Genomic DNA, 25,889 nt, shown 5'->3' on the forward strand with positions numbered 1-25,889 from the left:
CTTAATGCTAATATATTATGGAAGTGGAAAACATTTATCCCGTAACTGAACCTGTCGGTTCAGAGCAAGACGCTCCGGTTTCGAACATGGAAATGTTGAGTGATATATTTTTTAAGGAAGAGGCACGACGCTTGAAAGAAGCGTGCCGTTTTGAGAAAGATGAGGATGATTTCGATTATCTGAACCATCAGTTACAAAGCGTGAAAAATCTGTTGGTAGGCCTAAAACTGCCGTGGATACAAATAGCACCAATTTTGTACAGATGTATGGCCGTTTATCTGCAGCGTCCCGATCAACATGTAAGTAATATGAAAGTTCGCTACCTGTCAACGCAATTGATGGATGGGGTTTTGCTTTTATCCCAGAACGGACGGCTCATCAATGACTTGCTCATGTTTTTCGACCGCCAGCTTAAGGATATTCAACGCTTGCGGGAAGAGAAGTGTGAGGAAATGGAGAATGTGAGATTGTAAGTCTATATTTGCAGCTCATACATACTTGGTTGTAGAGACGGGGCACGCCCCGTCTCTACAATTGGATGAAAGGGCTTATGCGTGTTCTGGTTAGAATATCAATGTGACAATTTGTAAACTGAAGTCCTTGAGAATCGATTATTTCGGGCCAAAGTACGTCTCGCTCCTAAAAACGAAAGAAAAAAACAGCAATCGTCTATCCGCTAGTGACTTGTTGAAAAACGGCCTTTTATTCTAGCGAAATAAATTCATCCTATCTCATATCTTATGCCTTATGGTCCAGTCGTTAGGGGGCAACAATGCCCATTATAAGGTAGTCATATCGCCCATTATGACCATATGTGTAGCCTATCGTGACTATATGTGTGGGTTTACGCCTGTACAGGCGTGGGTGAACGGGACTATATGTGTAATCTAACGAGGGTATTCTTATCGAAAAACGGGTCTTTTTGTGTGGAAAAGGCGTATAAATGCCTGCTTTCTCCTTCATGTTCTCGTTTATAGAGCTTTTCTAAATAAAGGTGATGTTATATAAAAGGGGTTATTACTGATAAATAGTTAACATTCCTTGGCTTTTGCTTACGTCTCTGTAAATAGGGGAAAGTGAACCATTATATTTCCGGCTAAATATAAGGTGAAGCATTTCCTATCAATAACTTTCATTACCTTTGCGCCCGCTAAAAATAAATAAATGAGATGAAATCTACTTTATCAATTTCTTCCTTATCCAGACAAGTCCTGCTTCGGGAGACACGGGACTATTTAATGATCGCTCTTGGGATGATCCTTTACGGTATCGGATGGACCGTTTTCCTTTTGCCGAATGACATTACGACAGGTGGAGTGCCGGGTATCGCTTCCATTGTTTTCTGGGCTACGGGATTTCCTGTTCAGTACACTTACTTCCTCATTAATGCCGTCTTGCTGATGCTTGCCTTGAAAATATTAGGTTTTAAGTTCAGTATCAAGACGATCTTCGCCGTGTTTACGCTTACTTTCTTCCTGTCGCTGATCCAGAAGTTGACGGCCGATATGCATTTATTACAAGACCAACCGTTTATGGCATGTGTGCTGGGAGCCTCTTTCTGCGGAAGTGGTATCGGTATCGCTTTCTCCTCGAACGGTAGTACGGGTGGAACGGATATTATTGCCGCTATCATCAATAAATACCGGGATATAACGCTGGGACGGGTCATGATGATCTGCGATATGATTATTATCACCTCCAGTTATTTCGTGCTAAAGGATTGGGAGAAAGTGGTATATGGTTTCGTAACGTTATATGTTTGTAGTTTCGTGCTGGATCAGATCGTGAACAGTGCCCGCCAGTCCGTGCAATTCTTTATCATCTCGAAGAAGTATCAAGAGATTGGTAAGGAGATTAATGCGTTGCATCGAGGGGTTACGGTGATCGATGCTACCGGGTTATATACGGGGCAAGAACAGAAGATGATGTTCGTGCTCGCTAAAAAACGGCAATCCACTACGATTTTCCGTATCATTAATGATATTGATCCGACCGCCTTTGTATCCCAAAGCGCCGTAATCGGGGTTTATGGGGAAGGATTCGATCATTTTAAACTAAAGAAATCAAAGTAGAGACGGGGCACGCCCCGTCTCATCCTCTCAAAATAGTAACTAGGGTTGCATGATAACTTCTACCCGGTTACCCTGTCCCAAAAGCTTTTGGGCGAATGCCTTTATCTTCTCGGGAGTCAGCGCCTTAACAATCGACTCATAATCCGTATCGGTATCAAATCCTTTATAATAATAATCATCCAATACGTTCAACCAATAGCTGTTCTCCTGCAAGACTTCCGCATGACGTTTCAGCAGGTTATCCTGTGTTTTCTTGAAATCTTCTTGACGAGGGCCTACCTCGGAAAGCCGTTTCAACTCATTGCGGACAATTGTGTTCATCTGCTCCCACTTAGCCGGGTCCGTATCGAAGAATATCTGTAATGTCGTTCTTCCTTCCGGGAAAGGTGAGATTCTAGCGGATACACCGACGCCATACGTTCCTCCTTCTTTCTCGCGTACCTTCTCGTAATATACCAAGTCCATAACTTGTTTCAATGCGGTAGCGGTGATGATATTCTCCAGATTGTACTCCATCTGCCCGGTATAGAGGTTGGCTACCGTTACTTTCGGGATTTCCATGGAGCGGTTGAATCGATTCATATAGTCTCCCTTACGCATCGATGGAACCTCCGCCGGATTTCCCTTCTCAATTTTTCCTTGAGATGGCAATGTCGCTAAATACTGCTCTATATACGGACGGATACTATCAATCTGGATATTACCTACAAACGTGAATACGAAACCGGAAGCATCCGAGAAGCGTTCCTTGCGCATCTCCATGATACGAGGATAACTGATATGTTCGAAATCTTGTGGACGAAGACGTGACGCACGAGGATTATCTCCGTAAACCGCTTTAGACAAAGAGTCGCTGAAAGCGACCATCGGATTTAACTCCATATTCTGCAATTGCGCTTTTGTCCGTGTCTCGAAAGATGCGTAGGCCTCCTCGTCCATGCGGGGAGCCGTGAAGCTAAGGTAAATTAACTCGAATAAGGTTCGCAAATCGGAAGGAGCGGCCATTCCGTTCACGTTCTCACTATCTTGACTGAGCGATAGGGCGCAAGATACCTTCTTTCCGGCCAGACGCTTACTTAGATCCGTGGCGGAGAAATTGCCCAATCCACCTATCTCGATCACGTCATTGAAAACTTTTAAGTTATCAATATCCTTCGTGCCGAATAAAGTGCTTCCTCCCGGGCTGGTAGCAGTCATGATGATCTCGTCCTTCTTGAATTCGGTAGGCTTCAATACCACCTTGATACCATTGCTTAAGGTAAATACTGTCGCTCCGAAGCGCTGGCCGGTCTTTGTCTCCGTGATCCGGCCCGGGGTCGGCAAGGTCGGGACTAAAGGCTCGTTGGAGACAGTTTCCTTATAAGGCTCTACCGGCATCTGTCGTGCTTTGAGGAACGTACGGAGCAGGTTCTCCTCGGACGGGTATTTTATACCTTCTTTATCCGGTCCGGTTAACCCGATCACGATATTATCCTCTCCGATCATATCTTGGATATATTGGTTGACTTGCTCTACCGGGATATTCTGGGCGATCTGGTTCAATAGCGTGTATTCCATCTCAATGCCCGGGATATAACCGCCGTTGGTGAAATGGTTCACGTATTCACGGACATAAGCGTCGTTCTTTTGGTTATTCCGCTCGTTGTAAGCGGACTCGTATTGTTTCAACACGTTGATGCGTGCCCGTTCATACTCGGATGGCGTAAAGCCATATTGTTTTACCCGTTGGGTCTCTTTGACAAGCGTGGTCAGTGTGGAATCGATCTCGCCTTCCTTGGCAAGAGCGGCTACGGTCCATGCTCCTTTGCTCTTCGCGATCATGAAATTATCATCGTCGTAGGCTTCCGCATAGATAAACGGAGGATTCGCTTGATGCAAGATGTCATCGAAACGCTCGTCCATGATCGACGCGCATATTTGCTGGATATAGTCCTTTACCAATCCGGCAATCGTACGATTCAAGTCGTTGGGCAATTTATCGTGTTTATAGAAGATATAAAGGATCGTATTGGATGCCTCCTTGTCTTTGGCGATCGAGATCAGAGGTAGATCATTGTCGGGAACCGATACTTGTTCCCGTTTTGCCGGGTTGACCGGGGCAGGGACATCGGCGAACATCTTTTTGATCGTTGCCTCCACTTGATCTACATTTACGTCTCCCACGATGATAATCGCTTGCAAGTCCGGACGATACCATTTTTTGTAGTAAGCCCTCAACTCGTCCGGCTTGAAGTTCTCGATCACGTCGATCGAACCGATCGGCATCCGGTTCGCGTAACGGCTTCCCGGGTACATCTTGGGTAGTTGCTGCTCCCATAGACGAGTCTGGGCATCCTGTCGGGTACGCCATTCCTCACGGATGACCCCACGTTCTTTCTGGATAGCCGAGTCGGTCAAGGCTAGGAACCCGGACCAATCGTGAAGGATCAATAAGCAAGAATCAACCACGCCGCTTTTGTTGACAGGGGCGTTGGTAATCATGTAGACGGTCTCATCAAAGGAAGTATAGGCGTTGAAGTTTTCCCCGCTGCGCATACCTACACTCTCGATATATTCGTCCATCCCGTTATTCGGGAAGTTCCTACTGCCGTCGAAAGCCATATGTTCCAAGAAGTGAGCCAAACCTCGTTGATTGTCTTCCTCTAAGATGGAGCCTACGTTTTGGGCGATGTAAAAGTCTGCCCGGTCTTTGGGCTGATCGTTGTGACGGATATAGTAGGTCAATCCGTTACTCAATTTCCCGTATCGAACCTTTGGGTCGATCGGAAGCGGTTCGGGTTCCTGCATCTCTTGTGCCATCACTTGTGTGAAAGCGACGAAACAAAGCAGGATTGCCGTTAAGATAGAATGTCTTTTTATCATATTTGTTTCATTGATAGTGAATCTAGATCACAAAACTAGCAAAAAATCATAGAAAGAGGTCCTTATGGCGAAAAAAGGAGTATCCGATACGGAATACTCCTTTCTATCAAGATGAGACAGGCGGGGGGGCCTCATTTCACCTCTTTATTCATTCGGTATGTCAACGCGCCAGACGGACATTGATTGATTTGGGCAATTAATTCTGCGGTTGTCGCATTCTCTATCTGTATCCAGGGCCTCTCCTTCGGCTTATAGACACCGGGAAGAGTCTTTACACAGATACCGGCATGTTGACATAACTCCGGTTGCCAGATAATGGTGAGTTCACCATTCGTATATTCGATCTTCTTGCCCATATAATTTTGTTATAAATATTAAACATGTATACCACTCATTACGATGCGTTTCCAATCCGGATGCTTCTGGATATATCCAGCTACGAACGGACATAACGGAACGAGACGTAAGTCTTTCTTCTCGATATCCAAGAGCACTTTCTCCACCAATTGGCTACCAATTCCTTTACCTCCAAGCTCCATGGGAACCTCAGTGTGGGTGAGATAAATTACCCCATCCTTATTTTTTATATACTCTATTCTGGGAACGTATCGCTCTATATGAAATTCATATTGGTGGCGTTCTTCATTATCAATTAGTTCATAATTTTCTTTCATCTCCCTATAATTTTAATACTCAACTATTCTATTAACACTTGAGTGATAAGGTTTGTTTAATATAATTCTAATCTATTCTATATAATTTATAGGGGAATGGAACGTTAGGTATTAAACGTAAATGATTACCTTTGCGGCCGACTGCCCGTGTGGGTATGCAAGTAGAAACAATTAATTATCACACTTATACAAAGTATGGGAAAGTACAAACTAATCAACAACGTGTTGGGGTGGGTCGTTTTTTTGATCGCTTCTACCGTTTATCTGATGACAATGGAACCCACCGCCAGTTTCTGGGATTGTGGTGAGTTTATCTCTTCGGCATACAAATTGGAAGTAGGCCATCCGCCCGGAGCTCCTTTCTTCATGTTAACAGCCAATTTATTTACGCAGTTCGCCTCGGACCCTTCCAAGGTGGCGGTAATGGTCAATACGATGTCCGCCCTTTTTAGCGGCCTGACGATCTTATTCCTTTTCTGGAGTATTACCCATTTAGCTCGTAAGATTATCGTGGAAGACGATAAGATGATGTGTCTGGGACAGATGATTACGATCATGGGTTGCGGTTTGGTAGGTTCTTTGGCTTATACGTTTAGCGATACATTCTGGTTTAGCGCCGTGGAGGGCGAGGTATATGCTTATTCTTCCTTGTTTACCGCCTTGGTATTCTGGTTGATCCTGAAATGGGAAGAAGCCGCCGATCGTCCGCATGCCGATCGTTGGATCGTGCTGATCGCTTATTTGATGGGTCTGAGTATCGGTGTCCATTTGCTGAATTTATTGTGTATCCCGGCTATCGTGCTGGTATATTATTATAAGAAATTCCCGAATCCTACGATGAAGGGTACGCTGATCGCTTTATTGGTGTCGTTCGCTATCGTGGGCTTGATGATGTATGGTGTCGTACAAGGCTTGGTTGAGGTTTGCGGTTATTTCGAGCTGTTGTTTGTCAATACGTTCGGTATGCCGTATAACTCGGGTGTATATGCGTTCGTGATTATCTTGGCGGCTTCCTTGATCTGGGCGATCTGGGAGACGATGCAAGACGAGATCCATCCGGTGCGGATGAAGATATCCTTTATCCTCTCGATCGTATTGTTGGGTATTCCGTTTATCGGTAGCGGTTACGTGATCGCCGTGATCCTCACGGCGGCCTTGACGGCTTATTTGTTCATGAGCAAGAAGGTAAATATCAAGATGCTGAATACGATCTTGGTCTGCTTGATGGTAATCGTAGTGGGTTATTCATCCTATGCCTTGACATTGATCCGTGCGACAGCCGATACGCCTATGAACCAAAACGCTCCGCAAGATATCTTTACCTTGCGTACTTATTTGGCTCGCGAGCAATACGGTAAGACTCCGTTGATCTACGGTCAGACCTATGTATCCGAGGTGAAGCGTGAGAACCAAGGCGGCACTTGCGTACCTGTATCGAAAGAGGGTGAGCCGACTTGGAGCCGTGTCATTAAGAAAGATAAAAACGAGAAGGATCATTATTATATCTCTCGTTACGATACGGAATACGAATACGTGGATGAGTTGAGTATGCTTTTCCCCCGTATGTATAGTAGCGACGGACGTCATGTGGCTGCTTATAAGGAGTGGGCACAAGTGAAAGGTACACCGGTGAAGTTCAACCGTTGCGGTGAGATGGTGACTGTGATGAAACCTACGTTTGCCGAGAATTTACGTTATTTCTTCGCTTATCAGCTGAATTTCATGTATTGGCGTTATTTCATGTGGAACTTCTCCGGACGGCAGAACGATATACAAGGTCATGGTGAGGTGTCGAATGGTAACTGGATAACCGGTATTCCGTTTATTGATGAGGCTTTAGTGGGTCCGCAAGAGGATATGCCGTTCGATATCGTCAACAATAAGGGGCATAACGTATATTATATGTTACCGCTTCTGTTGGGTATCTTGGGGCTTCTATTCCAAGCTTATGCCGGAAAGAAGGGCATTCAGGGATTCTGGATCACGTTCTTCTTGTTTTTTATGACGGGTATCGCGATCGTGCTTTACTTGAACCAGACGCCGTATCAACCTCGTGAGCGAGACTATGCGTATGCCGGATCATTCTATGCGTTCTGTATATGGATCGGTTTCGGTGTGGCGGCCTTGGCGAAAGGATTGCAGAAGTATGGCAAGTTATCTCCGGTGATAGCGGGTTCTGTCGCTACGGTACTCTGCTTGTTGGTTCCTATCCAGATGGGTGCGCAGAACTGGGACGACCATGATCGCTCGAACCGTTATGTTTGCCGTGATTTTGGTGCGAACTATTTGGAATCTTGCGAGCCGAACGCTGTCATATTTACGAATGGTGATAATGACACGTTCCCGTTGTGGTACGCGCAGGAGGTGGAAGGTATCCGTACGGATGTACGTGTATGTAATACGAGCTATTTGCAAACCGACTGGTATATCAACCAAATGAAGAAGCAAGCATACGAATCCGATCCGCTTCCAATCTCTTGGCAACCGGAGGATTATGTGCAAGGTACTCGTGATGCCGCTTATGTATTCCCGATGACGGATAAATCGATTGATCTGAAGACCGCTCTTGATTTTGTTCGTAGTAACGATCCGAAGTTTAAGAAGATCCCGGGTATCAATCAAGAATTAGATTATATCCCTGCTCAGACATTGACGATGGGGGTAGATTCCGCCGCAGTTATGGCTGCCGGCGTGATCGATACCGCTAACTTGCCGTATTTGCAGAAAGAGATGAAGATTGACTTGAAAGGCAAGGATGTCTTGGGTAAGCAAGAGTTGATTATCTTGGATATGTTGCAGACGAATGATTGGAACCGTCCGATCTATTACGCGATTACCGTAAGCCCGGATCAATTCGTGAAATTGGATCCGTACTTCCAGCAGACCGGTATGGCTTATCAGATTGTTCCGATGGAGACACAGGGAACTGTTCGTTCGATCAATACGGAGAAGATGTATGACAACGTGATGAATAAGTTCAAATGGGGTGGTGTCAATACGCCGGGTGTGTACTTGGATGAGACTGTGATGCGGATGTGCAAGAGCTATCGTATCGCGTTGTTCAGTAAGTTGGCTGCCGCTTTGGTCGCTGAGGGCAAGAATGAGAAAGCACTGGACGTATTGGATAAGGCGATGGAAGTATTGCCTCCCGAGAATGTTCCGTTGGATTATAGCGCTCTTTCTTTAGGTGAGCTGTATTACGAGTTGGGCCAGAAGGAGAAGGCGGAGATGGTTTATAAAGGTATAGCGGACAATGCGTTGCGCAGTATAAACTGGTATTTCCGTTTGCGTCCGGGGCAATTATCATCTGTCGAGAGTGATTTAGGTCATAACTTGGCGGTTCTCCAAGAGGTATTGCGTGTAAGCAAACAATACAATCCGGAGTTCGCTAAGCCTTATCAAGAGGAATTTGATAATTACCGTATGGCGTACGGATCAGTGGCAAAAGACTAACAAAGTATGTTTATAGAACAACCGCCTTGGTTTTACAGGGCACTGTTCCCGGGGGTAACTTGGCGAATACCGGCAGAGAAGAAGTGTGTGTATCTCACCTTCGACGACGGCCCGATTCCCGAGGTTACCCCTTGGGTTTTAGATATATTGGATACGTATGGGATCAAGGCTACCTTTTTTATGGTAGGGGATAATGTACGTAAGCATCCCGAGGTCTTCCAGATGGTGATAGATCGTGGGCACCGTGTCGGTAACCATACGTTCAACCATATCCAAGGTATCAAGTTCTGGACGAAGAATTATTTGGCGAATGTGGAGAAGGCAGCCGAATATATTCCCAGCAATTTATTTCGGCCTCCTCATGGGCATATGCGTTTTCCGCAGGTAGTATGGCTTCGCCGCCATTATCATATCGTGATGTGGGATGTGGTCACCCGCGATTATAGCCCGCATATGACTCCGAATGGTGTCTTTAACGTGGTAAAGAACTATACCCGTAATGGTTCCGTTATCGTCTTCCACGATTCCTTGAAAGCCGAGCGCAATATGCGTGAGGCAATGCCCCGGGCTGTCGAATGGCTCTTAAAGGAAGGCTACGAGTTTAAAGTTTTTGAATAATGGGTATCTCCCAGTTTATAAAAGATAAAGCTATGGAATTAGGCTTTTCCGCTTGCGGTATCGCTGAAGTAGCGAAGGCCGGGAGCGAGGAGGCTTATTTTGACCAATGGATCGCGGAAGGCTACCATGCTGGAATGAAATACATGGAGAATCATCGGGAAATTCGTCTCAATCCGGATGGCTTGGTGGAAGGTGCCAAATCAGTTATCTCAGTAGCCTTGAATTATTATCCGAAAGTTCTCCGGAATCCGGCGGAACCTTATATCTCGTATTATGCGTATGGAGAAGATTATCACGGGGTCGTAAAGGATAAACTTCGCCAATTATGGAAAGCGATAACCGAGCATCATCCCTCCAACAATGAGGCCCGTGTATTCACGGACTCCGCCCCTCTGTTAGAACGTTATTGGGCTTGGAAAGCCGGTTTAGGATGGATCGGAAAGAATACGAATCTAATCATCCCGGGCAAAGGCTCTTTCTTTTTCCTTGGGGAGATCGTGACAACTTTGGTAGTCGATACCTATGATTCCCCCAAAAAGAATCACTGCGGTTCCTGCATCCGCTGTTTGAACGCTTGTCCTACCGGAGCCTTGGAAGGGCCGAAACGTTTGAATGCCCGTAAATGTATCTCTTATCTTACGATCGAGCATCGTGGAGAAATCCCTGTTGAGCAAGCCGTCCTTTTAGGTAACCGCGTCTATGGATGCGACACCTGCCAAGCCGTTTGTCCTTGGAACCGCTTCGCTATGCCTACGGCAGTAGCAGCCTTTCATCCCACCCCTTCTTTGCTCTCTCTTAAAAAAGACGACTTCAAGGCATTGAGCCGTGAGGATTATAATCGTATCTTTGCGCATTCGGCGGTGAAACGCGCCAAATATGAGGGATTATTACGAACAATACAATATCTAAAAGACTAAATTACCATGAGAAGAACATTTAACTTCTTGCTTCTTTTCTTCCTGTCGGTGATGACGGTAATGGCCGCTCCCGGAGATTTACAAGAGAAGCTTGCCGCCCTAAAAGGAATTAGTGGTATTGAAAAACTTCAATCCGATCATTATCCGGAGAAATATGTAGTACGTATTACACAGCAGGTCGATCCGAAAGACCCCGCCGCCGGAACATTTACGCAACGGGTTATCGTAGGCCATGTAGGTTATGATCGTCCTACCATTATCGTGACCGAAGGATATGGAGCGGCTTATGCGCTCAATCCGAAATATCAAGAAGAACTATCTAAACTATTGAACGCGAACTTAGTATTCGTGGAGTACCGTTATTTCTTGGAGTCGACGCCGGAACCTAAAAACTGGGATTATCTGACCGCCGAGAACTCTGCGTACGATTTACATAACGTCCGCAATACATTCAAGCAGATCTATCCGGAAAAATGGATCAGTACCGGTATCAGTAAGGGGGGGCAGACTACAATGCTTTACCGTGCCTTTTTCCCGGACGACGTGGATTTCTCCGTTCCTTATGTCGGTCCGTTATGTAAAGGCGTAGAGGATGGCCGCCACGAACCTTTCTTACGTAAGGTAGGTACGAAAGCGGAACGCAAGAGGATACAGGATTTTCAATTGGAAGTCTTGAAACGTAAGTCCGATATGCTCCCTTTATTGGAGAGCTATTGTAAGAATAAGAACTTGACATTCCGTATCCCGATGCCCGAGGTATTGGATTATTGCGTACTGGAATATTCATTCGCTCTTTGGCAGTGGGGAACTTCGGTAAGTACGATCCCTTCCAAGTCTGCCGACGATCAGGCGCTCTTCGATCATTTGATGGAAATCAGCGGTCCTGATTACTTCGCCGAGAACCAGCCGAATATCTCTTTCTTCGTACAAGCCGCCCGTGAGCTCGGTTATTATGGCTATGACGTAAAACCTTTCAAGAAATACCTTACGATCGATAGTGCCCACGGATACTTGAACCGTATCATGCTTCCCGGGGAGCTGGTCGATAAAGTAGACTTCCGTCCGGCTCTGTACCATAAGATCTATAACTTCTTGAAAGACAACGATCCGAAAATGATCTTCATCTATGGCGAGATCGACCCGTGGAGCGCAGCCATGGTTCCCGCTTTCAAAGGCAAGAAGAACGAGCAAATCTATATCCAGCCCCGAGGTAGCCATCGTGCCCGTATCGGCAATATGCCGGAGGATATGAAGGAGCGGATCCTTACACAGATGAATAAATGGCTGGCCGAGTAAAAATAGAGTAGCCTATTTTTTCCCTATAAATCCCCGTATTATTACTTATCGGTTGTAATACGGGGATTTGTTATGTATATTAAGATATTTCTCGTATATTACGCCCTATTAAAAACTAGATGAAATGTTTACCGGTTCGATGATGAAGTTGAAAAGCATATTATATGGGACGTTACCTTTTTACTATACCAAGGTGTTTGAGCCCTCTTCTCCTAAATTAGCGTATTATGATTATTTTCGAAAAAGAGGATATACACGTTATCCTTATGATTTCGCTGCGGAATATCTGGAGATGTCGATTGCCGTTCTGTGGGATAAGGAGAAAGAATTGCCTTATGTGATGCACCGGGGAAGTAAACGATTATATTTTCCGAGAGAGTATAGCACATCTAAGATCGAGAAATGCTATCGGGCTTTGTTGATCGAGCAAGACGTGAGGCATCCCCATCATTATGCGGATTCCGTGGAGGAGTTTAGGGGAAAGACACTCTTGGATATTGGTTCCGCTGAGGGATTTACCGCTCTGGATACCATCGAGGTTACTCGTTTTGTTTATCTTTTTGAATATGAGGATAAATGGATCGAGGCGCTTCAGGCTACTTTTGAGCCGTGGAAAGAGAAAACGATGATCGTAAAGAAATATATCAGCGATCATGACGATGACGTTAATGCTGCTTTGGATAATTTCTTGAAAGACAAGTCTCGAAAAGATATCTTCTTAAAAATGGATATAGAAGGTGCGGAATGTATGGCTTTACAGGGCTGTATGGAATTATTCGCGAAAGCGGATCACTTGGATTTCGCGATCTGTACGTATCATAAAGAAACTGATGTCGTCCAAATCCCGGCTTTTCTGGACCGGTTTAACTGTTCCTATTCATTTACCGATGGCTATATGTTCGTAAAACATAGTTTACGCAAATGCCTTGTTCGGGGAAGTTGTCAAGCTAGTTCCTGATAACTTTGAATCGTCTCCTTGCTGCCTTATTACCCGATATTCGTTACCTTTGCGAAAATATATATGTGGTATGAAAGAATTTAAGGTATTGATATCGGCTCTTTTCGTCTTGATACTTATGGCCTGCGGCGATAAGCGGACAGATGAGAGGATCGTCAGCGTGACGATTGAGCCGCAACGGTATTTTGCGGAGAAGATAGCCGGAGATAAATTTAAGATTAATTGTGTGGTTCCGGCGGGGCAAAGTCCGGAGACGTATGATCCTACGCCCCAGCAAATGGTGCAGGTGGGTAAAAGCCAAGGTTATTTAAGGATCGGATCGATCGGGTTCGAACAGGCTTGGATGGATAATATCCGGAATAATAATCCGGGACTCAAGGTTTTTGACCTGTCCGAAGGAATTGATTTACTTAAAAGCCCCGAGGAAGAAGAGGAACATGATCACCACCACCATCATCATCCCGGAGGCGTCGATCCGCATACGTGGAGCTCTATCTCTGGAGCGAAGGTGATCGCCAAGAACACTTTGGATGCCTTTGTGTCTTTGGACCCGGAGAATAAGGAATATTACCAAGCGAATTATGAACAACTGACGAAAGAAATCGGAGAAACGGAAAAGACCGTTTCCAGTTTGTTACATTCTCTTGACAATAAGACATTTATTATTTACCATCCGGCCCTGACCTATTTGGCCAACGAATATGGCTTGACCCAGCTTTGCATCGAGATGGACGGAAAAGAACCGTCTCCCGCACAATTAAAGGAACTGGTCGAGACCGCACGGGAACATAATGCGAAAGTCGTGTTTATCCAACGGGAGTTTGACCAGAAGAACGCCGAGTTGATCGCTAAAGAAACAGGTTGCCGTCTGATCCCGATCAATCCGCTGGATTACGATTGGAGTAAGGAAATGATTCATATCGCAAAATCGTTAGCCGATGGACAAGCTGATTGAGTTGAGAGAGGTTACCGCCGGATACGGTAATAAGATCGCCTTACGTAACGTAACGCTGGATGTGTGGAAAAATGATTTCTTGGGAATTATCGGACCGAATGGCGGCGGGAAAACGACGCTTTTAAAGGTGATACTAGGTTTATTGCCTCCTATTTCCGGAACGATTCGTTTTTACGATGAAAATGTAGAGGTTCCTTCCTTGAAGATCGGTTATCTACCCCAAATGAGCCAGATCGATAAGAAGTTTCCGATCTCCGTACGGGAAGTGATCTCTTCCGGTTTATCCGCGGAGAAACCCTTGTTCCGTCCATTCAGTAGATCCCAGAGAGAGCGTGTAGACGAGGTGATCGTACAGATGGGATTGGAGGAGTTGGCGGGCAGGGCCATCGGTGAGCTTTCCGGTGGCCAGTTGCAGCGGGTCTTATTGGGGCGTTCTATTGTCTCCCGTCCGCAGGTGTTGATCTTGGATGAGCCTAATTCGTATGTGGATAAACGATTCGAGTCTCGTTTTTATCAGCTCTTGGAAGAGATCAATAAAGAGAGCGCTATCATCTTGGTTTCCCATGATATCGGTACGGTTTTGACGATGGTGAAAAATATCGCTTGCGTAAACGAGACTTTGCATTATCACCCGGGAGCGAATGTCTCCGAGGAATGGTTGGGCGAGAAATACGCTTGTCCGATCGAGTTGGTGGGGCATGGTGACTTGCCGCACCGAGTCTTGAAGAAACACCAACACGAATAATTCTTTTTCACGAATAACTCTATTTTTATGATACCACAAATCATTTGCTGGATAAGCTTGCCGGAGATCGGTTATATCGTAGGTATTGCCGTAATCCTGTTTGGATGTAAGGCCGTATCGCAAAACCCTTTCATCAGTAAGAAACAAAAGATTCTTTGGATGCTGACGATCCTGTTCTTGAATTGGATCGGGTTGTTGTGGTATTATTATACATTTTATATGAAAGAAAAATGAAGGACAGAAAGATATTGATAACCGGAGCGAGTGGTTTTATCGGCGGTTTCTTGGTAGAGGAAGCGCTTCGCCGTGGCTATGAGACGTGGGCGGGTATCCGTGCGGGTAGCAGTAAAGCGCATCTGCAAGATAAGCGGATTCATTTCATCGACTTGAAATATGGCGATCAGGAAGCGCTTACGGCTCAACTCTCAGACTTTGCCCGTGAGCATGGGGCATGGGATTATGTGATCCATAACGCCGGGTTGACGAAGACATTGGATAAGCGAAACTTTTTCCGTGTGAACGCCGAGAATACGCATCGATTTATCGAGGCTTTAGCCGCCGCCGGCTGCAAACCGAAGAAATTCCTCTTGATGAGCAGCCTAAGCAGCTATGGGCGAGGCGACGAGAAGACTTTCCGCCCGATACGCTTGGACGATCCGCAGCGGCCGGACACGGCTTATGGCCAAAGTAAGCTAGAGGCGGAGAACTACATCCGTAAACAAACCTATTTTCCTTACGTGATCTTGCGGCCTACAGGAGTATACGGGCCGGGTGAGAAGGATTATTTCATGGAAATACAAAGCGTAAAGTCGGGACTCGATTTCGCCGTAGGCGCTATTCCCCAGCGAATCACGTTTATCTATGTAAAAGATTTAGCGACCGTGGCCTTCCTTTCCCTTGAGAAAGAGGAGATAAAGAACCGGCATTATTTTGTAGCCGACGGAGATGTCTACACGGATGAGTCTTTTGCCCGTATGATACAAGATATCTTAGGAAAGAAGCGGGTATTGCATGCCCGTATACCGCTGGGATTGGTGCGTATCGCTTGCCACTGTTCAGAATGGATCGGTAAGTTGTTGAAGAAAAGTATGACGCTAAATAGTGATAAATACATCATCTTGAAGCAGCGTAACTGGATTTGCGATGTCACGCCTCTTCAAGATGATTTAGGTTTTATCCCGGCCTATCCTTTACGTAAAGGCTTGGAAGAAAGTATCGAATGGTATAAAAAGGAGGGGTGGTTGTAAGAATCACTCCACCTTCTCGATCTTACCGGAGCCCATTACCTTTTTTTGGATATCTTGGGGATCTCCTTTGTATTTTACGGAACCGCTACCGGCTATCTCTGCCTTGATTTTGTTTACGACAGAGGCTTCTATGTCTCCACTACCGGCAATCTTGCACTCAAGCTCATCCATGGTACAATCGAAAGCACGTACTGTACCGCTACCGGCGATCGAGAATTCAGCTATGCCTACGGTTCCCCCTAGAACGATCGTGTTAGACCCGGCCATATCCCCGTTTAATTCCTCACAATACACTTTATGGCCAACGAAATCTCCGCTACCGGCAATCTCTATCTTCAGGTTTGTAAAAGAGGCCGTATCGTGGAATTGGATAATTCCGCTACCGGCTAATCCTGCCTCGAACTCCTCGGCTTGTAGAGGGGAATTTATATTTACATGGGTACTGCCTGCCGCCGCTAGTTTCTTTAGATTGCGGGAGTTGGCCGTAACCATGAATTCGGTCGGACGGAAATTCGTATGTTTCCTGAATTCTTTTTTCGGACGGATCTTAAGCTTATGGTTCTCTACATTAAACTCATATTTCTCGAAGATATTCCGGTCTGTCTTTATTTCCAAACCTTCAGGAGCGTCGGATTGCGTGTAATTCACGACCATGCCTCCTCCCTCTAACTCAAGACAATCATACTCGGAAACCGGGATGTTTTCCGTGGTGATATTGCCGTCTCCTTTTATGGTTTGCGTAGGGATACAGCCTGTCGTAGAGAGGATCACCAGCAGACATAGGTATATAATTCTTGTTTTCATTCTTTTACTTCTTCTACGGTACCTTTACCGATTATTCTCTGTTGAACTGCTGTCGGGCCTTTATAACGGATATTTCCTTTACCGATTACGTTGGCCTTTAAATTATCGGTAGCATGTACTTCCGCTAAGCCATTGCCTGTTACTTTGCAACTTAGCTGAGGAACCGCTAACCCAAAAGCGTGTATATCACCACTGCTGACGATACTGTAGTCTCCTTCTTTCGCGTTACCTTTCTTGATCGTTATAGAGCCGGAGCCATCGATATCACATTCGATCTTGTCGGCTTCCAGATGATTGACAACCATATTTGCGCTACCGGATACATTCAAATCCAGTTTACCGACCGTAACTGTCTCTTTCAGTTGCACCAAGCTATTGGCGTTCGCCTTAATAACGGTCTCGTCTCCGGTAAGCGGACTGTTTACCATGAAGTTGGCATTCCCGGAAACTTTTGCGGCGGCAAGCCATTTAGAATTCGTCTTTACGATAAACTTCGTGAAATGATCTACCTTCGCTCCTTTGAAAGCGATGGTTAAGACACGATCCTTCACCTCGATATTGACATAGGGATGAAGATTCTGGTCTACGGTAACCTCCACGGTGGAAGGATCATCGGATTGCTCGTAATTGAAATCAATTACGCCATCCACCTTAATCTCGTTATAATCGGCGACAGAAATCTTTTTCGAGGTCAATTTACCATCGCCTTTTACATGATCTGCGGCCCAACCGGTAGTGACCCATCCTAGGAAAAATACCATTAATAAGATAGCCTTTGTTTTCATAAGTATCGTTTTTGTGATTCTACTTTTTAATTTAGACTCTATAAATAAAGAGTTGGTTACAAAAATAGCAAGAAAAAGCTACCGGATATCACATCTAGTAGCTTTTTTAAATTTGATAATGTGTGTATTGAAAAAAATGTGTGTGTTCGATCAATTTGCGCCTTGAATGGATCCAGAGCCGGACTTTGATTTATTCACGTTCGCCGGGCCTTTATAGCGGATGTCTCCACTGCCCGAAACCGATAGGTTCATGTTATCTTTGGCATAAACACGGGCATCTCCGCTACCGCTTACCGAGCAACTCAAATCATTGACAGATAAGTCGTATGCTTTTATATCTCCACTGCCCGATACGGAATAGCGGGCCTCGTCCGCCTTACCTTTCAAGGTGATGTCTCCGGAGCCTGAAACCTTGCTGGTAAGATTCTTGCAGTCCAAATCTTCAAAAACCAGATCGCCGGAGCCGGATACCGAGAACTCACCTAATCTTAATTTCACGTTATGTGGGAACTTTACGTCGCTGGAGCCGGAAATCTTGATTTCCAGTTGATCCTCGGAAAAAGCGTTCTGCGCCTCAAAATCCATCGGGCCGGAAGTCTTTAAGTATTTCAGAGTCTTCGAGCTTCCTTCGATTACATACTGGGTCGGTTTGATACGGGTCCCGTCTTGTATGCGGATAGCTAACCGTCCGTTATTGGATTTGATCGAGAGGAGTGGGAATAGATTCTCGTCGATCGTAATTTTCAATGAAGCGCTTCGTCCATGCGTATATTTGAATACCGGGAATTTCTTGTTGCTTCTATTTCCCCAAAAATTATTGCCGGAATATTCGATATTTCCACCCAGTTCGATCTCGCTATAGTTATCTACCGATATCTCTTTCGTAATTATATTCCCATTTCCTTCTACTTTACTAGCCTCTGCCATGAAGGCACAAAAGATGAGGGCTATTACAGCTACTAATTTTGTTTTCATCGTTCGTATGTATTAAATGTTTATTTGACTTTGCTGATCGAGCCAGAACCCATGATAGACTTACTGATCTCCGGATCTCCTTTATAATGGATCTCGCCACTACCTACGATATTAGCATCCAAGATTTGCGTGGCATATACGCTGATCTCGCCGCTGCTGGCGATATTACACTCTGCTTTACGTGCTTGGCAGTCAAAGGCTTTAATCTCACCACTTCCCGCTACATTGAATGAGGCACGATCTACGGTTCCTATTACCTCGATTTCCCCGCTGCTGGCGAGGCTGCAAGATAGGTTGTCCAGCTGTATATCCTTGGCGATGATATTTCCGCTACCGGCCATGTTACATTCAAGCTTGTAACCTTTTACGGGGCCTCTCAACTCAACGTTTCCACTACCGGCCATATTGATCTCCATCCGGTTTACTTTCGTCGGTTTGCTGATAATGAAACTGCCGGAACCTACCGTATTCAACTCTTTTAGTTCCTTGGAGTTGGATTTTATCTTGTAGACGGTCGGCCTCAAGTCGTAGGAGTTATTATTAAAACCTTTCTTGATAGATTTCGGATAGATCTTTAACGTACCGCCTTCTACTTCGGTCACGAGGTAATCAAATAAGTTCTCATCGATCGTTACGGATAGATAAGGCGCTTTATCCGACTGTTCATACTCGAAATCAGCGGAGCCGACGAACGTAATCTCGTCGTAATCGCTAATCTTTATCTCCCGGGTTTCCGGATTTCCATTTCCATCGATACGTCGGTCGGCGGCGAATCCGCAAACCGCGATCATCTGTATGCAGAATATAAAAAGTGATACTCTCGTCTTCATCGTCTTTAATTTTTTAGGTTCTTTTCTTAATAGACGAGCGAGTATCTGTAAGGGTTGCAGAAATAAGGGACTTTTTTCGAATAAGGATCAATTTATTCCGATTCTATCTAAAATGATTTCCCCTTTATCCTTTTTATTGAAGATAAAACGGATTTCCTTCAGTTGGTCGATGGATAGGCTATCTCCTTGATTGAAGGAGGATAACGGAATCTCTACATACTGTAGTACTTTCTCAGAAACCTTCTCTTTTCCCAGCGAGAGTAAAGTACTACATTTCGTTAGCTCTGGTTTTAATAACGGAGGAAGCACATAGAATGAAGAGAAATCTTTTTTTACGCTTGTTTCGCCAAACGTTAATTCAAACGTGAAATCTACCGCATCGATTGTATCCGAGTTATTCCCGATAAAGAAGAACAGATTCTTTACCGTGTTGATATCCAAAGAGGCTAAGGCCGCTGAATCTATTTGAAGCGTATATTCGGCCTGTTGGAGGGAATTCGTATCCTTTTTCTCCCATCCCAGATAAACAGCGGAGGTTAATTGGGATGTGCTCTCATCGTCTTTCAGTATTAAGGCTTCTTCTTTCCACGTTTTTAAGTTTTGCCCATGAATGCTACAGTCTTTCAATGTAGCTGTAGTTACATCCAGATCTTCTTCGTAATCGGCTATATATTTAAAACCGGAGTCTTCGTATTGGTTGAAATAATATCCTTTGGGAATGATAGCTTTCGCTAGGCGGTAATCTTTTAAGATCGATAGATTTTCTTTCTTGCCTTTTAATGAGGCGTCGAGAAATGCGGATATATAGGTTTGGGCGATCTTGCGTTGACCCTCACCGTCCATTAAAGGGGTCAGATTGAGGAGTGCCGAATAAGGGAAGGGCATATCTTTCCGCCCCCATACGGTGTTGAATTGTCCATGATTGGCCGCATAGATATATAATACGGACTTGAAATGGAAATTCGTATCCGTGAAGTGAAGGTTGTTATATTTTCGGCTTCCTGCCATGGAAAACACATCTTGATCATACCCTCCCTGTAAAAGTAGATAATCGATATTCTCCAGCTCCAAAGGCTTATCTTTGTGCATGCTATAAAATGCGGTTGGAGCGATCTCTACGATTCCTTTGATGGAGAAATTGAAGTTGAAATCCTGATTGGCATCCTTGTAATATCTTTTTTGCTTGTTGATCACGGTCGCTAGAGGAGCGGCTTGCCCTCCTCTGGAATGTCCGACAAGCGCTATATTATCCATATCAACCGTTTGGTAAAAGGGGGTGTCTTCTTGTTGGTTCCATTCTCTCCAGCATTCCAGATGCTTTAGGATTAGCCAAGCTCTCGTGAATATCTCATTATGGCTATAATCCCCACTCCAATTGCTGTTTAGGAAATTCTCGTCTATCGAGGCGGCGATGTACCCTTTGCTTGCTAATAAGGTAGCGATATATTCGTAGCCGGGGTCTGAATATTCTTGCATAAGATGGTTACCGTGTACGAATATAACCAGCGGGAAAGGGCCTTGGCCCTCAGGATACCATACTCGTCCGTTGATCGGGTAATTGGAGGCGTCGAATCCCCAAAAGATTTCTCTTATCCAATTATCGAATCCGGAAGTCTGGTCGAAAAAGGGAGTGGCATCTACAGAGGAGGTTTTTATATCGCATGAGTTTGCGTATTCATCCCTGTTTTTATCATCCCCATTTCCATATAGCAATGTTTTTACTGTATAGGTTCCTTCGATGGTAGGATCAGGAGCGTTAAATGTAGGGGCTTTTTGGTTCCAATAATTTTCCGAGACCGGGGTCGTATGATCAAATCCTTCATTAGCCAAGAAGTAAACAACGCATGTGTTTAGCCCTAATACGATCAATATCAATGTGATTGATACTTTCTTCTTGATACCGATGTAAACAGAGTATCCTATTAAAGCACCACAAAGCAGTTCGAATCCGATAAACATCCGGCTAGTATCCGGATAAGGAAGAAATCCGACTAATATATAAGTAGATAAACAGATTCCGACAAACCAAGGATTGAATAATCTTATGATCTTAAAGCCCCATGTGCTTAGTAAGGCGAGCAGGCTTGATAGAATGCCCACGGTTATCAATGCGATACTAAGATCCGCTATAGGCGATATTCCGATTTTCAGATAAGATAGGCTGATAATTACGAGGTATAAGGTAAAAGTAGCCAATGCTCCTATAGTTGCTCCTTTCCATGATTTTTGGGCGGTCTTGATCACGGTGGCTTCGCAAGCCTGTAAAAAGGAGAAGATTGTGTTTTTTGTCATTCTAATTTGATTTTTTAGTTTAGACGGTGAAAGTAGAGAAGCTGTTACAAATATAAGAGGATTTTTTTTATAATTTTGTGTTTGATAAGAATCAAACAAAGGAATATGAAGACACTTATACACACGGACAAGGAACAGATCGAATCGATTATCCGCCAGAGCGATGTTTGCTTTGTGGGCATGGCGGATACAGATGGAACGCCTTATGTATTACCGATGAATTTCGGTTATAAGGATGGCGTGATTTATTTACACTCGGCGCAGGATGGACGAAGCATCTCTATATTGGAACGTAATCCGAAAGTCTGTATTACGTTTAGTATTGACCATGCCTTGGTTTTCCAGCACCCGGAGGTAGCTTGTAGCTACCGTATGCGTTCGAAGAGCGTGATCGCTTGGGGAAAGGTCGCTTACGAAGAGGATTTCGACAAGAAGGTGGAAGCCTTGGATATTATCATGAAGCAATATTCCGATAAGACTTTCCGTTATAGCGATCCGGCGGTCCGTAACGTGAAGATTTGGACGGTAGATATAGACGAGGTCAGCTGTAAGGAATTTGGCGCTCCTCATAAGAAATCTTATTAAATCAATAAATGATATGAAAAAACTACTTCTTTTATTCGTTCTATGTCTTTGTTTTCCGGTGGTTGACAAGGCTTGTACCTCCATTATAATCACTGGAAAGGCTACTCCCGACGGGTGTCCGTTGATGTGGAAACACCGGGATACCGGCGCTCCGTATAACCATATCGGTTATTTTGACGAAGGTGGCTATCGTTTTCTGGGGCTGGTAAATAGCGATGATCCGGAGGGAGCCGTGTGGACCGGAAGCAATGAGACGGGCTTCTCTATCATGAATACGGCTTCTTATAACTTGAAAGACGATGATATAAAGGAGATGGATCAAGAGGGAAACTTGATGCGAAAAGCCTTGAGAGTCTGTAAGACGGTGCAGGATTTCGAGCATTTCTTGGATACCTTGCCTCGCCCGATGCGTGTGGAGGCTAATTTCGGAGTGATCGATGCTTATGGTGGCGCGGCTTATTATGAGACGAATAATGAGCGATATTATAAGAAAGACGTGAATGATCCGAATCTGGCGCCGGAAGGTTACTTGATTTATACGAATTTCTCTTTCGAGGGGCGTACGGATGAAGGCAAAGGATATGTACGTTATGAGAATGCGAAAAAGATCTTTAAGGAAATGCGGGACGGAGGATTTACTCCTCAGCGTATCTTTCAACAGGCTTCCCGCTCTTTTTATAATAGCTTGCTGGATATCGATTTGATGGACAAGGGACAAAGTCCGAACAATCGTACGGGTTGGTTTGTGGAGCAGGATTTCATCCCTCGTCTGGAAAGTACGGCCTCTATCGTAATCCAAGGCGTGAGATCCGGCATGAATCCGGAATTGACAACGATGTGGACTGCCTTGGGATATCCTCCTACCTCTGTCGCTATTCCTCTTTGGGTGAAAATGGGAAAGGAGCAAAGCGCTTTAGTTACTTACGACGCATCCTATAAAACAGCCCTATTAGATTGGTATTCTGTTCAATTACAGAAGAATGTCTACTCCATACATCGTGGTAACGGCCAAAAGTATTTGCATTGGCAACTGTTATGGAATGATGACCAATCTGGTTATATCCAACAGCTTCGTGCGGTAGAGAACCGGATTTTCGATTTATTCGACGCTCATAAGACGGAGTGGGAGCAAAATGGATTGGATACAAAGGAAATACAACGGCTGTATAAGGAAGTCGATAAGCTCGTAAATAAAGCCTTCTTGGGGCTTCAAAAATCATAACCATAAGGTATTTTGTTGATAGTGAAAAATACAGTAAGTATTTAAAATATACGTATTGATAATGTCTTTATAATCAGACTGATAAAAAGTTGATGATGTTTCCGGAAAAATATGTACGTGTTTTTCCGGAAACACGTACGAGAATTTGTGAAAACACGTACGTGTTTTGGGAAACAGATAATGAGGTTTTAAATGCATTTGGAAAAATGTACAATAACTATGTGGGAAATAAACACTGTATCCCCTTCTAATTATCGAAAGTTTTTAGGGTTATATCCCAACAGGCCTTTTTCTCAGTACTACTCCTTCCTTTGTAGAATATATACTTCAACTGCTCTAGGAGATATACTTCATAGGCCAAGGAAGTAGTACTTCTCGTGAATTCCGATTGTGCGCTTAGGAAAACTTGTGCAGTTGGCGTATTTCAAAAAGTTACGTATATTAGCGGTCTGAATCTAATATGAAAAACATGAGAAAACTATATTATTTAGTGATGATAAGTCTGGCTTCCATTTTGACCGCATGCGAGAATCGATCGGAAGAGTGGGACGTGGTGGATTTCGGAAACGATTGTACGGTTGGCTTGCAGGAACATTTGGAATGCAGATTCATTCCTTTGGAGACGAAGGATAGCGTGCTGTTAAAAGATCTCTACCGGGTTTGCTGGGTGGACGATCGTATTTTTGTATTCGATAGAAGTGATGAGATAAATGCGCTTTTTGTATTCAGTGATCAAGGAAATTTTATTACTCGTGTAGGCTTGCGGGGACAAGGGCCGAAAGAGTATCTTTATCTAACTCACTTTTTCGTGGATGAGAAAGAGCGAATCTTGACATTGGTGGATTTTGGTGGGACGGCCTTATTGCGTTATGATCTGGATACCTATCAATATATATCCACGCAAGATGTAGCTGATTATTTTGTGGACTGCGCCCCTTTAGATAAGGAGAATTGGATTTGGTATTATCCTTTGGGATTTGCGACACCGCAAAGGGAAAACTTCTATCTGAAAGCCACGGACAGGAAAGGAGAGCAAGACGCATTGTTGGGACCGGCTTATTTCACGTCCGGCCATACGATCAATGGGAGCAAGACGTTGCATGCCTTTGCTGGGAATTGGTATGCGCATTTCCCCTTTACCCCCGAAGTATGGAAAGTGAAGGACGGGATGTTGGAGCCTGCTTATAAAGTTCGCTTCGGAGATAAAAGTATGCCTCCTATCGAGTATGTCAAGGAGAAAGGGAGAGGCGGGAGAGATTTCTCTGGCGATCTGTTTCGCTCCGGCTATGTAAATTCTTTTGGGCTGCTGGAGACCGAACGGATCCTGCATGCGACCTATATGTGCGATAAGGTAACTTACTTCGGATTTTATGACAAGGATAGGAAAGAGGCATTCTCGTATGCGTTCCCCAACTTCATAAGGGCTACGGGGTTGACAGGCTTTTACGGTATTTGCGGAGTGTATAAAGATTATTTTATCGGGAAGATCAGTTCGACGGTGCTGTTGCGTAATCAGATACATTATGAGGATTTGAGACGGATAGCGGAGAATCGTACACAGGACGATAATCCGATCTTATGTTTATTTAAAATAGAAAGGTCATGAGAGTATTGTATGGGATTATTGTATTCTTCGCTTTGTTTCTTCTCGCTTGTTCCGATGCAGAAAGAGAAGAAAAACGGCTGGAGGGAAATTTGTTAATGAAAGGGGATTCTGGTGTATGCTATGATGGGATTGGTCTTACCGAGTCTTATTTGGTGTTGTTGGCTCGTGGGTGTGATACGATCATTCAAGTATTCGACAAAGATGATTTGTCGCACCTGCATGCGTTTGCGTTGAAAGGATATGGTGCCACTTATTTCTCTAATCCGGAGTTTATGAAGTCAAATACAAAAGAACCCGCCGGAAAGGATGAGTTCTGGATCGTGGATAACCAACTTACATTTAATAAGATGCAGGTGCTGGCGGATTCTTTGCGTTTTGATCGGAAATATATACTAATACCCGAACTTGTTCCCTCTACGCATTATAATGTCACCACGAAAGAAGTTTATGCGGTTCCGATCGTAGAGAAAAATGTTTATGGTCCTTTCTGTTATGCGAATCGGGAAGAGGGAATTTATTGGGTGGAGCCACCAAAAGTAGCAAGAACGTATCGTTCTTGTAAGCACGTCGCTTATTTGCCTAATCTTTGTGTGAATGAGCGGCAAAACAGTGTGGTTGCTGCCTTGCGCTTCTTTAATCGAATTGATTTTTACGATTTGAAGGGAACTTATCAAAGGAGCTTTACGTATGGGAAGGAGCCTATCGTGCCTTTATTGAAGAAAAATGACACCCAAGTGGATGTTCTTGGAACGACGAAATGCTTTATCGATATATGCGGTACGGATCAGTATGTATATTGCTTGTACGATGGTTCTGTGGATTTTTCTAATTTATCCACATTGCTGGTTCTTTCTTGGGATGGCCAATTAAAGAAACGATTGAATTTTGATCGTTCAATAAAGAGGATTGCCGTAGACCCTTCCGATGGTTTTCTGGTCGCCTTGGCTCTTGATGAAAGTGGAGCATTGGATGTGGTAAAATACCTGTTGTAAA

Annotated in this window: 23 protein-coding genes; 15 read left to right on the plus strand and 8 right to left on the minus strand. The window is 44.4% G+C overall.

Annotated elements, in window-relative coordinates:
* Positions 1-17 precede the first annotated feature (17 nt).
* Entirely contained in the window at positions 18-473 is a 456-nt protein-coding gene (locus tag DW205_RS09785; RefSeq protein WP_005863633.1) for a hypothetical protein, read from the plus strand.
* Between the two features lie 696 nt (positions 474-1,169).
* The gene (locus DW205_RS09790; protein WP_005863632.1) at positions 1,170-2,072 is read left to right on the plus strand and encodes a YitT family protein; all 903 of its coding nucleotides are present in this window, start codon (positions 1,170-1,172) and stop codon (positions 2,070-2,072) included.
* Positions 2,073-2,111: 39 nt separating this feature from the next.
* Here DW205_RS09790 and DW205_RS09795 read toward each other — a convergent pair whose 3' ends face one another.
* The 3 genes from DW205_RS09795 to DW205_RS09805 all read right to left on the minus strand — a co-directional run bounded on the left by DW205_RS09795 (position 2,112) and on the right by DW205_RS09805 (position 5,608).
* Positions 2,112-4,934 (minus strand): pitrilysin family protein, encoded by a 2,823-nt coding sequence (locus DW205_RS09795; protein ID WP_005863630.1) that lies wholly within the window; start codon positions 4,932-4,934, stop codon positions 2,112-2,114.
* A gap of 131 nt (positions 4,935-5,065) precedes the next feature.
* Positions 5,066-5,290, minus strand: a complete 225-nt coding sequence (locus DW205_RS09800) for a (4Fe-4S)-binding protein (RefSeq protein ID WP_005860269.1) — start codon at positions 5,288-5,290, stop codon at positions 5,066-5,068.
* An 18-nt stretch (positions 5,291-5,308) separates the two neighbouring features.
* Complete coding sequence (locus DW205_RS09805) at positions 5,309-5,608, minus strand: GNAT family N-acetyltransferase (RefSeq protein ID WP_005860267.1); 300 nt, start codon at positions 5,606-5,608, stop codon at positions 5,309-5,311.
* A 195-nt stretch (positions 5,609-5,803) separates the two neighbouring features.
* On the opposite strand from DW205_RS09805, the gene DW205_RS09810 reads away from it, so the two are divergent.
* The 9 genes from DW205_RS09810 (at position 5,804) to DW205_RS09850 (ending at position 15,797) form a co-directional block, all read left to right on the plus strand.
* Positions 5,804-9,061 carry a DUF2723 domain-containing protein gene (locus DW205_RS09810; RefSeq protein ID WP_005863628.1) on the plus strand — a complete coding sequence of 1,086 codons (3,258 nt, stop codon included), beginning with the start codon at positions 5,804-5,806 and terminating at the stop codon, positions 9,059-9,061.
* Between the two features lie 6 nt (positions 9,062-9,067).
* On the plus strand, positions 9,068-9,679 hold the full coding sequence (locus DW205_RS09815; RefSeq protein ID WP_005860262.1) for a polysaccharide deacetylase family protein: 612 nt from the start codon (positions 9,068-9,070) through the stop codon (positions 9,677-9,679).
* Complete coding sequence (queG, locus tag DW205_RS09820) at positions 9,679-10,596, plus strand: tRNA epoxyqueuosine(34) reductase QueG (protein WP_005863626.1); 918 nt, start codon at positions 9,679-9,681, stop codon at positions 10,594-10,596. Before DW205_RS09815 ends, queG begins: the two co-directional genes overlap by 1 nt.
* Positions 10,597-10,602: 6 nt before the next feature.
* Complete coding sequence (locus DW205_RS09825) at positions 10,603-11,892, plus strand: S28 family serine protease (protein ID WP_005863624.1); 1,290 nt, start codon at positions 10,603-10,605, stop codon at positions 11,890-11,892.
* 139 nt (positions 11,893-12,031) lie between these two features.
* Positions 12,032-12,850, plus strand: a complete 819-nt coding sequence (locus DW205_RS09830; protein ID WP_227793785.1) for an FkbM family methyltransferase — start codon at positions 12,032-12,034, stop codon at positions 12,848-12,850.
* Between the two features lie 70 nt (positions 12,851-12,920).
* Complete coding sequence (locus tag DW205_RS09835; RefSeq protein WP_005863620.1) at positions 12,921-13,805, plus strand: metal ABC transporter solute-binding protein, Zn/Mn family; 885 nt, start codon at positions 12,921-12,923, stop codon at positions 13,803-13,805.
* Positions 13,789-14,550 (plus strand): metal ABC transporter ATP-binding protein, encoded by a 762-nt coding sequence (locus tag DW205_RS09840; RefSeq protein ID WP_005863618.1) that lies wholly within the window; start codon positions 13,789-13,791, stop codon positions 14,548-14,550. Before DW205_RS09835 ends, DW205_RS09840 begins: the two co-directional genes overlap by 17 nt.
* Positions 14,551-14,577: 27 nt before the next feature.
* Positions 14,578-14,784 (plus strand): hypothetical protein, encoded by a 207-nt coding sequence (locus tag DW205_RS09845; protein WP_005860253.1) that lies wholly within the window; start codon positions 14,578-14,580, stop codon positions 14,782-14,784.
* Positions 14,781-15,797: an NAD(P)-dependent oxidoreductase gene (locus DW205_RS09850; protein ID WP_005863616.1), complete on the plus strand. Its 1,017-nt coding sequence runs from the start codon at positions 14,781-14,783 to the stop codon at positions 15,795-15,797. Before DW205_RS09845 ends, DW205_RS09850 begins: the two co-directional genes overlap by 4 nt.
* 3 nt (positions 15,798-15,800) lie before the next feature.
* On the opposite strand, the gene DW205_RS09855 is transcribed toward DW205_RS09850, so the two are convergent.
* From DW205_RS09855 to DW205_RS09875, 5 genes are all read right to left on the minus strand, one after another.
* A complete protein-coding gene (locus DW205_RS09855; RefSeq protein ID WP_005863614.1) occupies positions 15,801-16,601 on the minus strand; it encodes a head GIN domain-containing protein in 801 nt (266 codons plus the stop codon).
* On the minus strand, positions 16,598-17,386 hold the full coding sequence (locus tag DW205_RS09860) for a head GIN domain-containing protein (RefSeq protein ID WP_005863612.1): 789 nt from the start codon (positions 17,384-17,386) through the stop codon (positions 16,598-16,600). The genes DW205_RS09855 and DW205_RS09860 overlap by 4 nt, the downstream gene beginning before the upstream one ends.
* A 150-nt stretch (positions 17,387-17,536) precedes the next feature.
* Positions 17,537-18,361 carry a head GIN domain-containing protein gene (locus DW205_RS09865; protein WP_005863610.1) on the minus strand — a complete coding sequence of 275 codons (825 nt, stop codon included), beginning with the start codon at positions 18,359-18,361 and terminating at the stop codon, positions 17,537-17,539.
* Between the two features lie 20 nt (positions 18,362-18,381).
* Positions 18,382-19,191, minus strand: a complete 810-nt coding sequence (locus DW205_RS09870) for a head GIN domain-containing protein (RefSeq protein ID WP_005863609.1) — start codon at positions 19,189-19,191, stop codon at positions 18,382-18,384.
* Between the two features lie 87 nt (positions 19,192-19,278).
* Entirely contained in the window at positions 19,279-21,483 is a 2,205-nt protein-coding gene (locus tag DW205_RS09875) for an alpha/beta hydrolase (RefSeq protein WP_005863606.1), read from the minus strand.
* A 105-nt stretch (positions 21,484-21,588) separates the two neighbouring features.
* Here DW205_RS09875 and DW205_RS09880 point away from each other — a divergent pair, with 105 nt between their 5' ends.
* The 4 genes from DW205_RS09880 (at position 21,589) to DW205_RS09895 (ending at position 25,888) form a co-directional block, all read left to right on the plus strand.
* A complete protein-coding gene (locus tag DW205_RS09880; RefSeq protein WP_005860241.1) occupies positions 21,589-22,068 on the plus strand; it encodes a pyridoxamine 5'-phosphate oxidase family protein in 480 nt (159 codons plus the stop codon).
* Positions 22,069-22,081: 13 nt separating this feature from the next.
* Positions 22,082-23,290, plus strand: a complete 1,209-nt coding sequence (locus DW205_RS09885; protein ID WP_121963082.1) for a hypothetical protein — start codon at positions 22,082-22,084, stop codon at positions 23,288-23,290.
* Positions 23,291-23,759: 469 nt separating this feature from the next.
* On the plus strand, positions 23,760-24,896 hold the full coding sequence (locus DW205_RS09890; RefSeq protein ID WP_005863601.1) for a 6-bladed beta-propeller: 1,137 nt from the start codon (positions 23,760-23,762) through the stop codon (positions 24,894-24,896).
* Entirely contained in the window at positions 24,893-25,888 is a 996-nt protein-coding gene (locus DW205_RS09895; protein ID WP_005863599.1) for a hypothetical protein, read from the plus strand. The genes DW205_RS09890 and DW205_RS09895 overlap by 4 nt, the downstream gene beginning before the upstream one ends.
* Position 25,889: the final 1 nt, after the last annotated feature.

The sequence above is a fragment of the Parabacteroides sp. AM17-47 genome, from assembly GCF_003434625.1.
GTDB classification, from domain to species: Bacteria; Bacteroidota; Bacteroidia; order Bacteroidales; family Tannerellaceae; genus Parabacteroides; species Parabacteroides distasonis.

Excerpts from the sequence above, each read along its gene's own strand:
- DW205_RS09885 (WP_121963082.1), top strand. The coding sequence starts at position 22,082 with ATGAAAAAACTACTTCTTTTATTCGTTCTATGTCTTTGTTTTCCGGTG.
- DW205_RS09810 (WP_005863628.1), top strand. The coding sequence starts at position 5,804 with ATGGGAAAGTACAAACTAATCAACAACGTGTTGGGGTGGGTCGTTTTT.
- DW205_RS09795 (WP_005863630.1), bottom strand. The coding sequence starts at position 4,934 with ATGATAAAAAGACATTCTATCTTAACGGCAATCCTGCTTTGTTTCGTC.
- DW205_RS09875 (WP_005863606.1), bottom strand. The coding sequence starts at position 21,483 with ATGACAAAAAACACAATCTTCTCCTTTTTACAGGCTTGCGAAGCCACC.
- DW205_RS09895 (WP_005863599.1), top strand. The coding sequence starts at position 24,893 with ATGAGAGTATTGTATGGGATTATTGTATTCTTCGCTTTGTTTCTTCTC.
- DW205_RS09870 (WP_005863609.1), bottom strand. The coding sequence starts at position 19,191 with ATGAAGACGAGAGTATCACTTTTTATATTCTGCATACAGATGATCGCG.
- DW205_RS09815 (WP_005860262.1), top strand. The coding sequence starts at position 9,068 with ATGTTTATAGAACAACCGCCTTGGTTTTACAGGGCACTGTTCCCGGGG.
- DW205_RS09890 (WP_005863601.1), top strand. The coding sequence starts at position 23,760 with ATGAGAAAACTATATTATTTAGTGATGATAAGTCTGGCTTCCATTTTG.
- DW205_RS09880 (WP_005860241.1), top strand. The coding sequence starts at position 21,589 with ATGAAGACACTTATACACACGGACAAGGAACAGATCGAATCGATTATC.
- DW205_RS09785 (WP_005863633.1), top strand. The coding sequence starts at position 18 with ATGGAAGTGGAAAACATTTATCCCGTAACTGAACCTGTCGGTTCAGAG.
- DW205_RS09825 (WP_005863624.1), top strand. The coding sequence starts at position 10,603 with ATGAGAAGAACATTTAACTTCTTGCTTCTTTTCTTCCTGTCGGTGATG.
- DW205_RS09865 (WP_005863610.1), bottom strand. The coding sequence starts at position 18,361 with ATGAAAACAAAATTAGTAGCTGTAATAGCCCTCATCTTTTGTGCCTTC.
- DW205_RS09845 (WP_005860253.1), top strand. The coding sequence starts at position 14,578 with ATGATACCACAAATCATTTGCTGGATAAGCTTGCCGGAGATCGGTTAT.
- DW205_RS09855 (WP_005863614.1), bottom strand. The coding sequence starts at position 16,601 with ATGAAAACAAGAATTATATACCTATGTCTGCTGGTGATCCTCTCTACG.
- DW205_RS09800 (WP_005860269.1), bottom strand. The coding sequence starts at position 5,290 with ATGGGCAAGAAGATCGAATATACGAATGGTGAACTCACCATTATCTGG.
- DW205_RS09840 (WP_005863618.1), top strand. The coding sequence starts at position 13,789 with ATGGACAAGCTGATTGAGTTGAGAGAGGTTACCGCCGGATACGGTAAT.
- DW205_RS09805 (WP_005860267.1), bottom strand. The coding sequence starts at position 5,608 with ATGAAAGAAAATTATGAACTAATTGATAATGAAGAACGCCACCAATAT.
- DW205_RS09850 (WP_005863616.1), top strand. The coding sequence starts at position 14,781 with ATGAAGGACAGAAAGATATTGATAACCGGAGCGAGTGGTTTTATCGGC.
- DW205_RS09860 (WP_005863612.1), bottom strand. The coding sequence starts at position 17,386 with ATGAAAACAAAGGCTATCTTATTAATGGTATTTTTCCTAGGATGGGTC.
- DW205_RS09835 (WP_005863620.1), top strand. The coding sequence starts at position 12,921 with ATGAAAGAATTTAAGGTATTGATATCGGCTCTTTTCGTCTTGATACTT.
- DW205_RS09830 (WP_227793785.1), top strand. The coding sequence starts at position 12,032 with ATGATGAAGTTGAAAAGCATATTATATGGGACGTTACCTTTTTACTAT.
- queG (WP_005863626.1), top strand. The coding sequence starts at position 9,679 with ATGGGTATCTCCCAGTTTATAAAAGATAAAGCTATGGAATTAGGCTTT.
- DW205_RS09790 (WP_005863632.1), top strand. The coding sequence starts at position 1,170 with ATGAAATCTACTTTATCAATTTCTTCCTTATCCAGACAAGTCCTGCTT.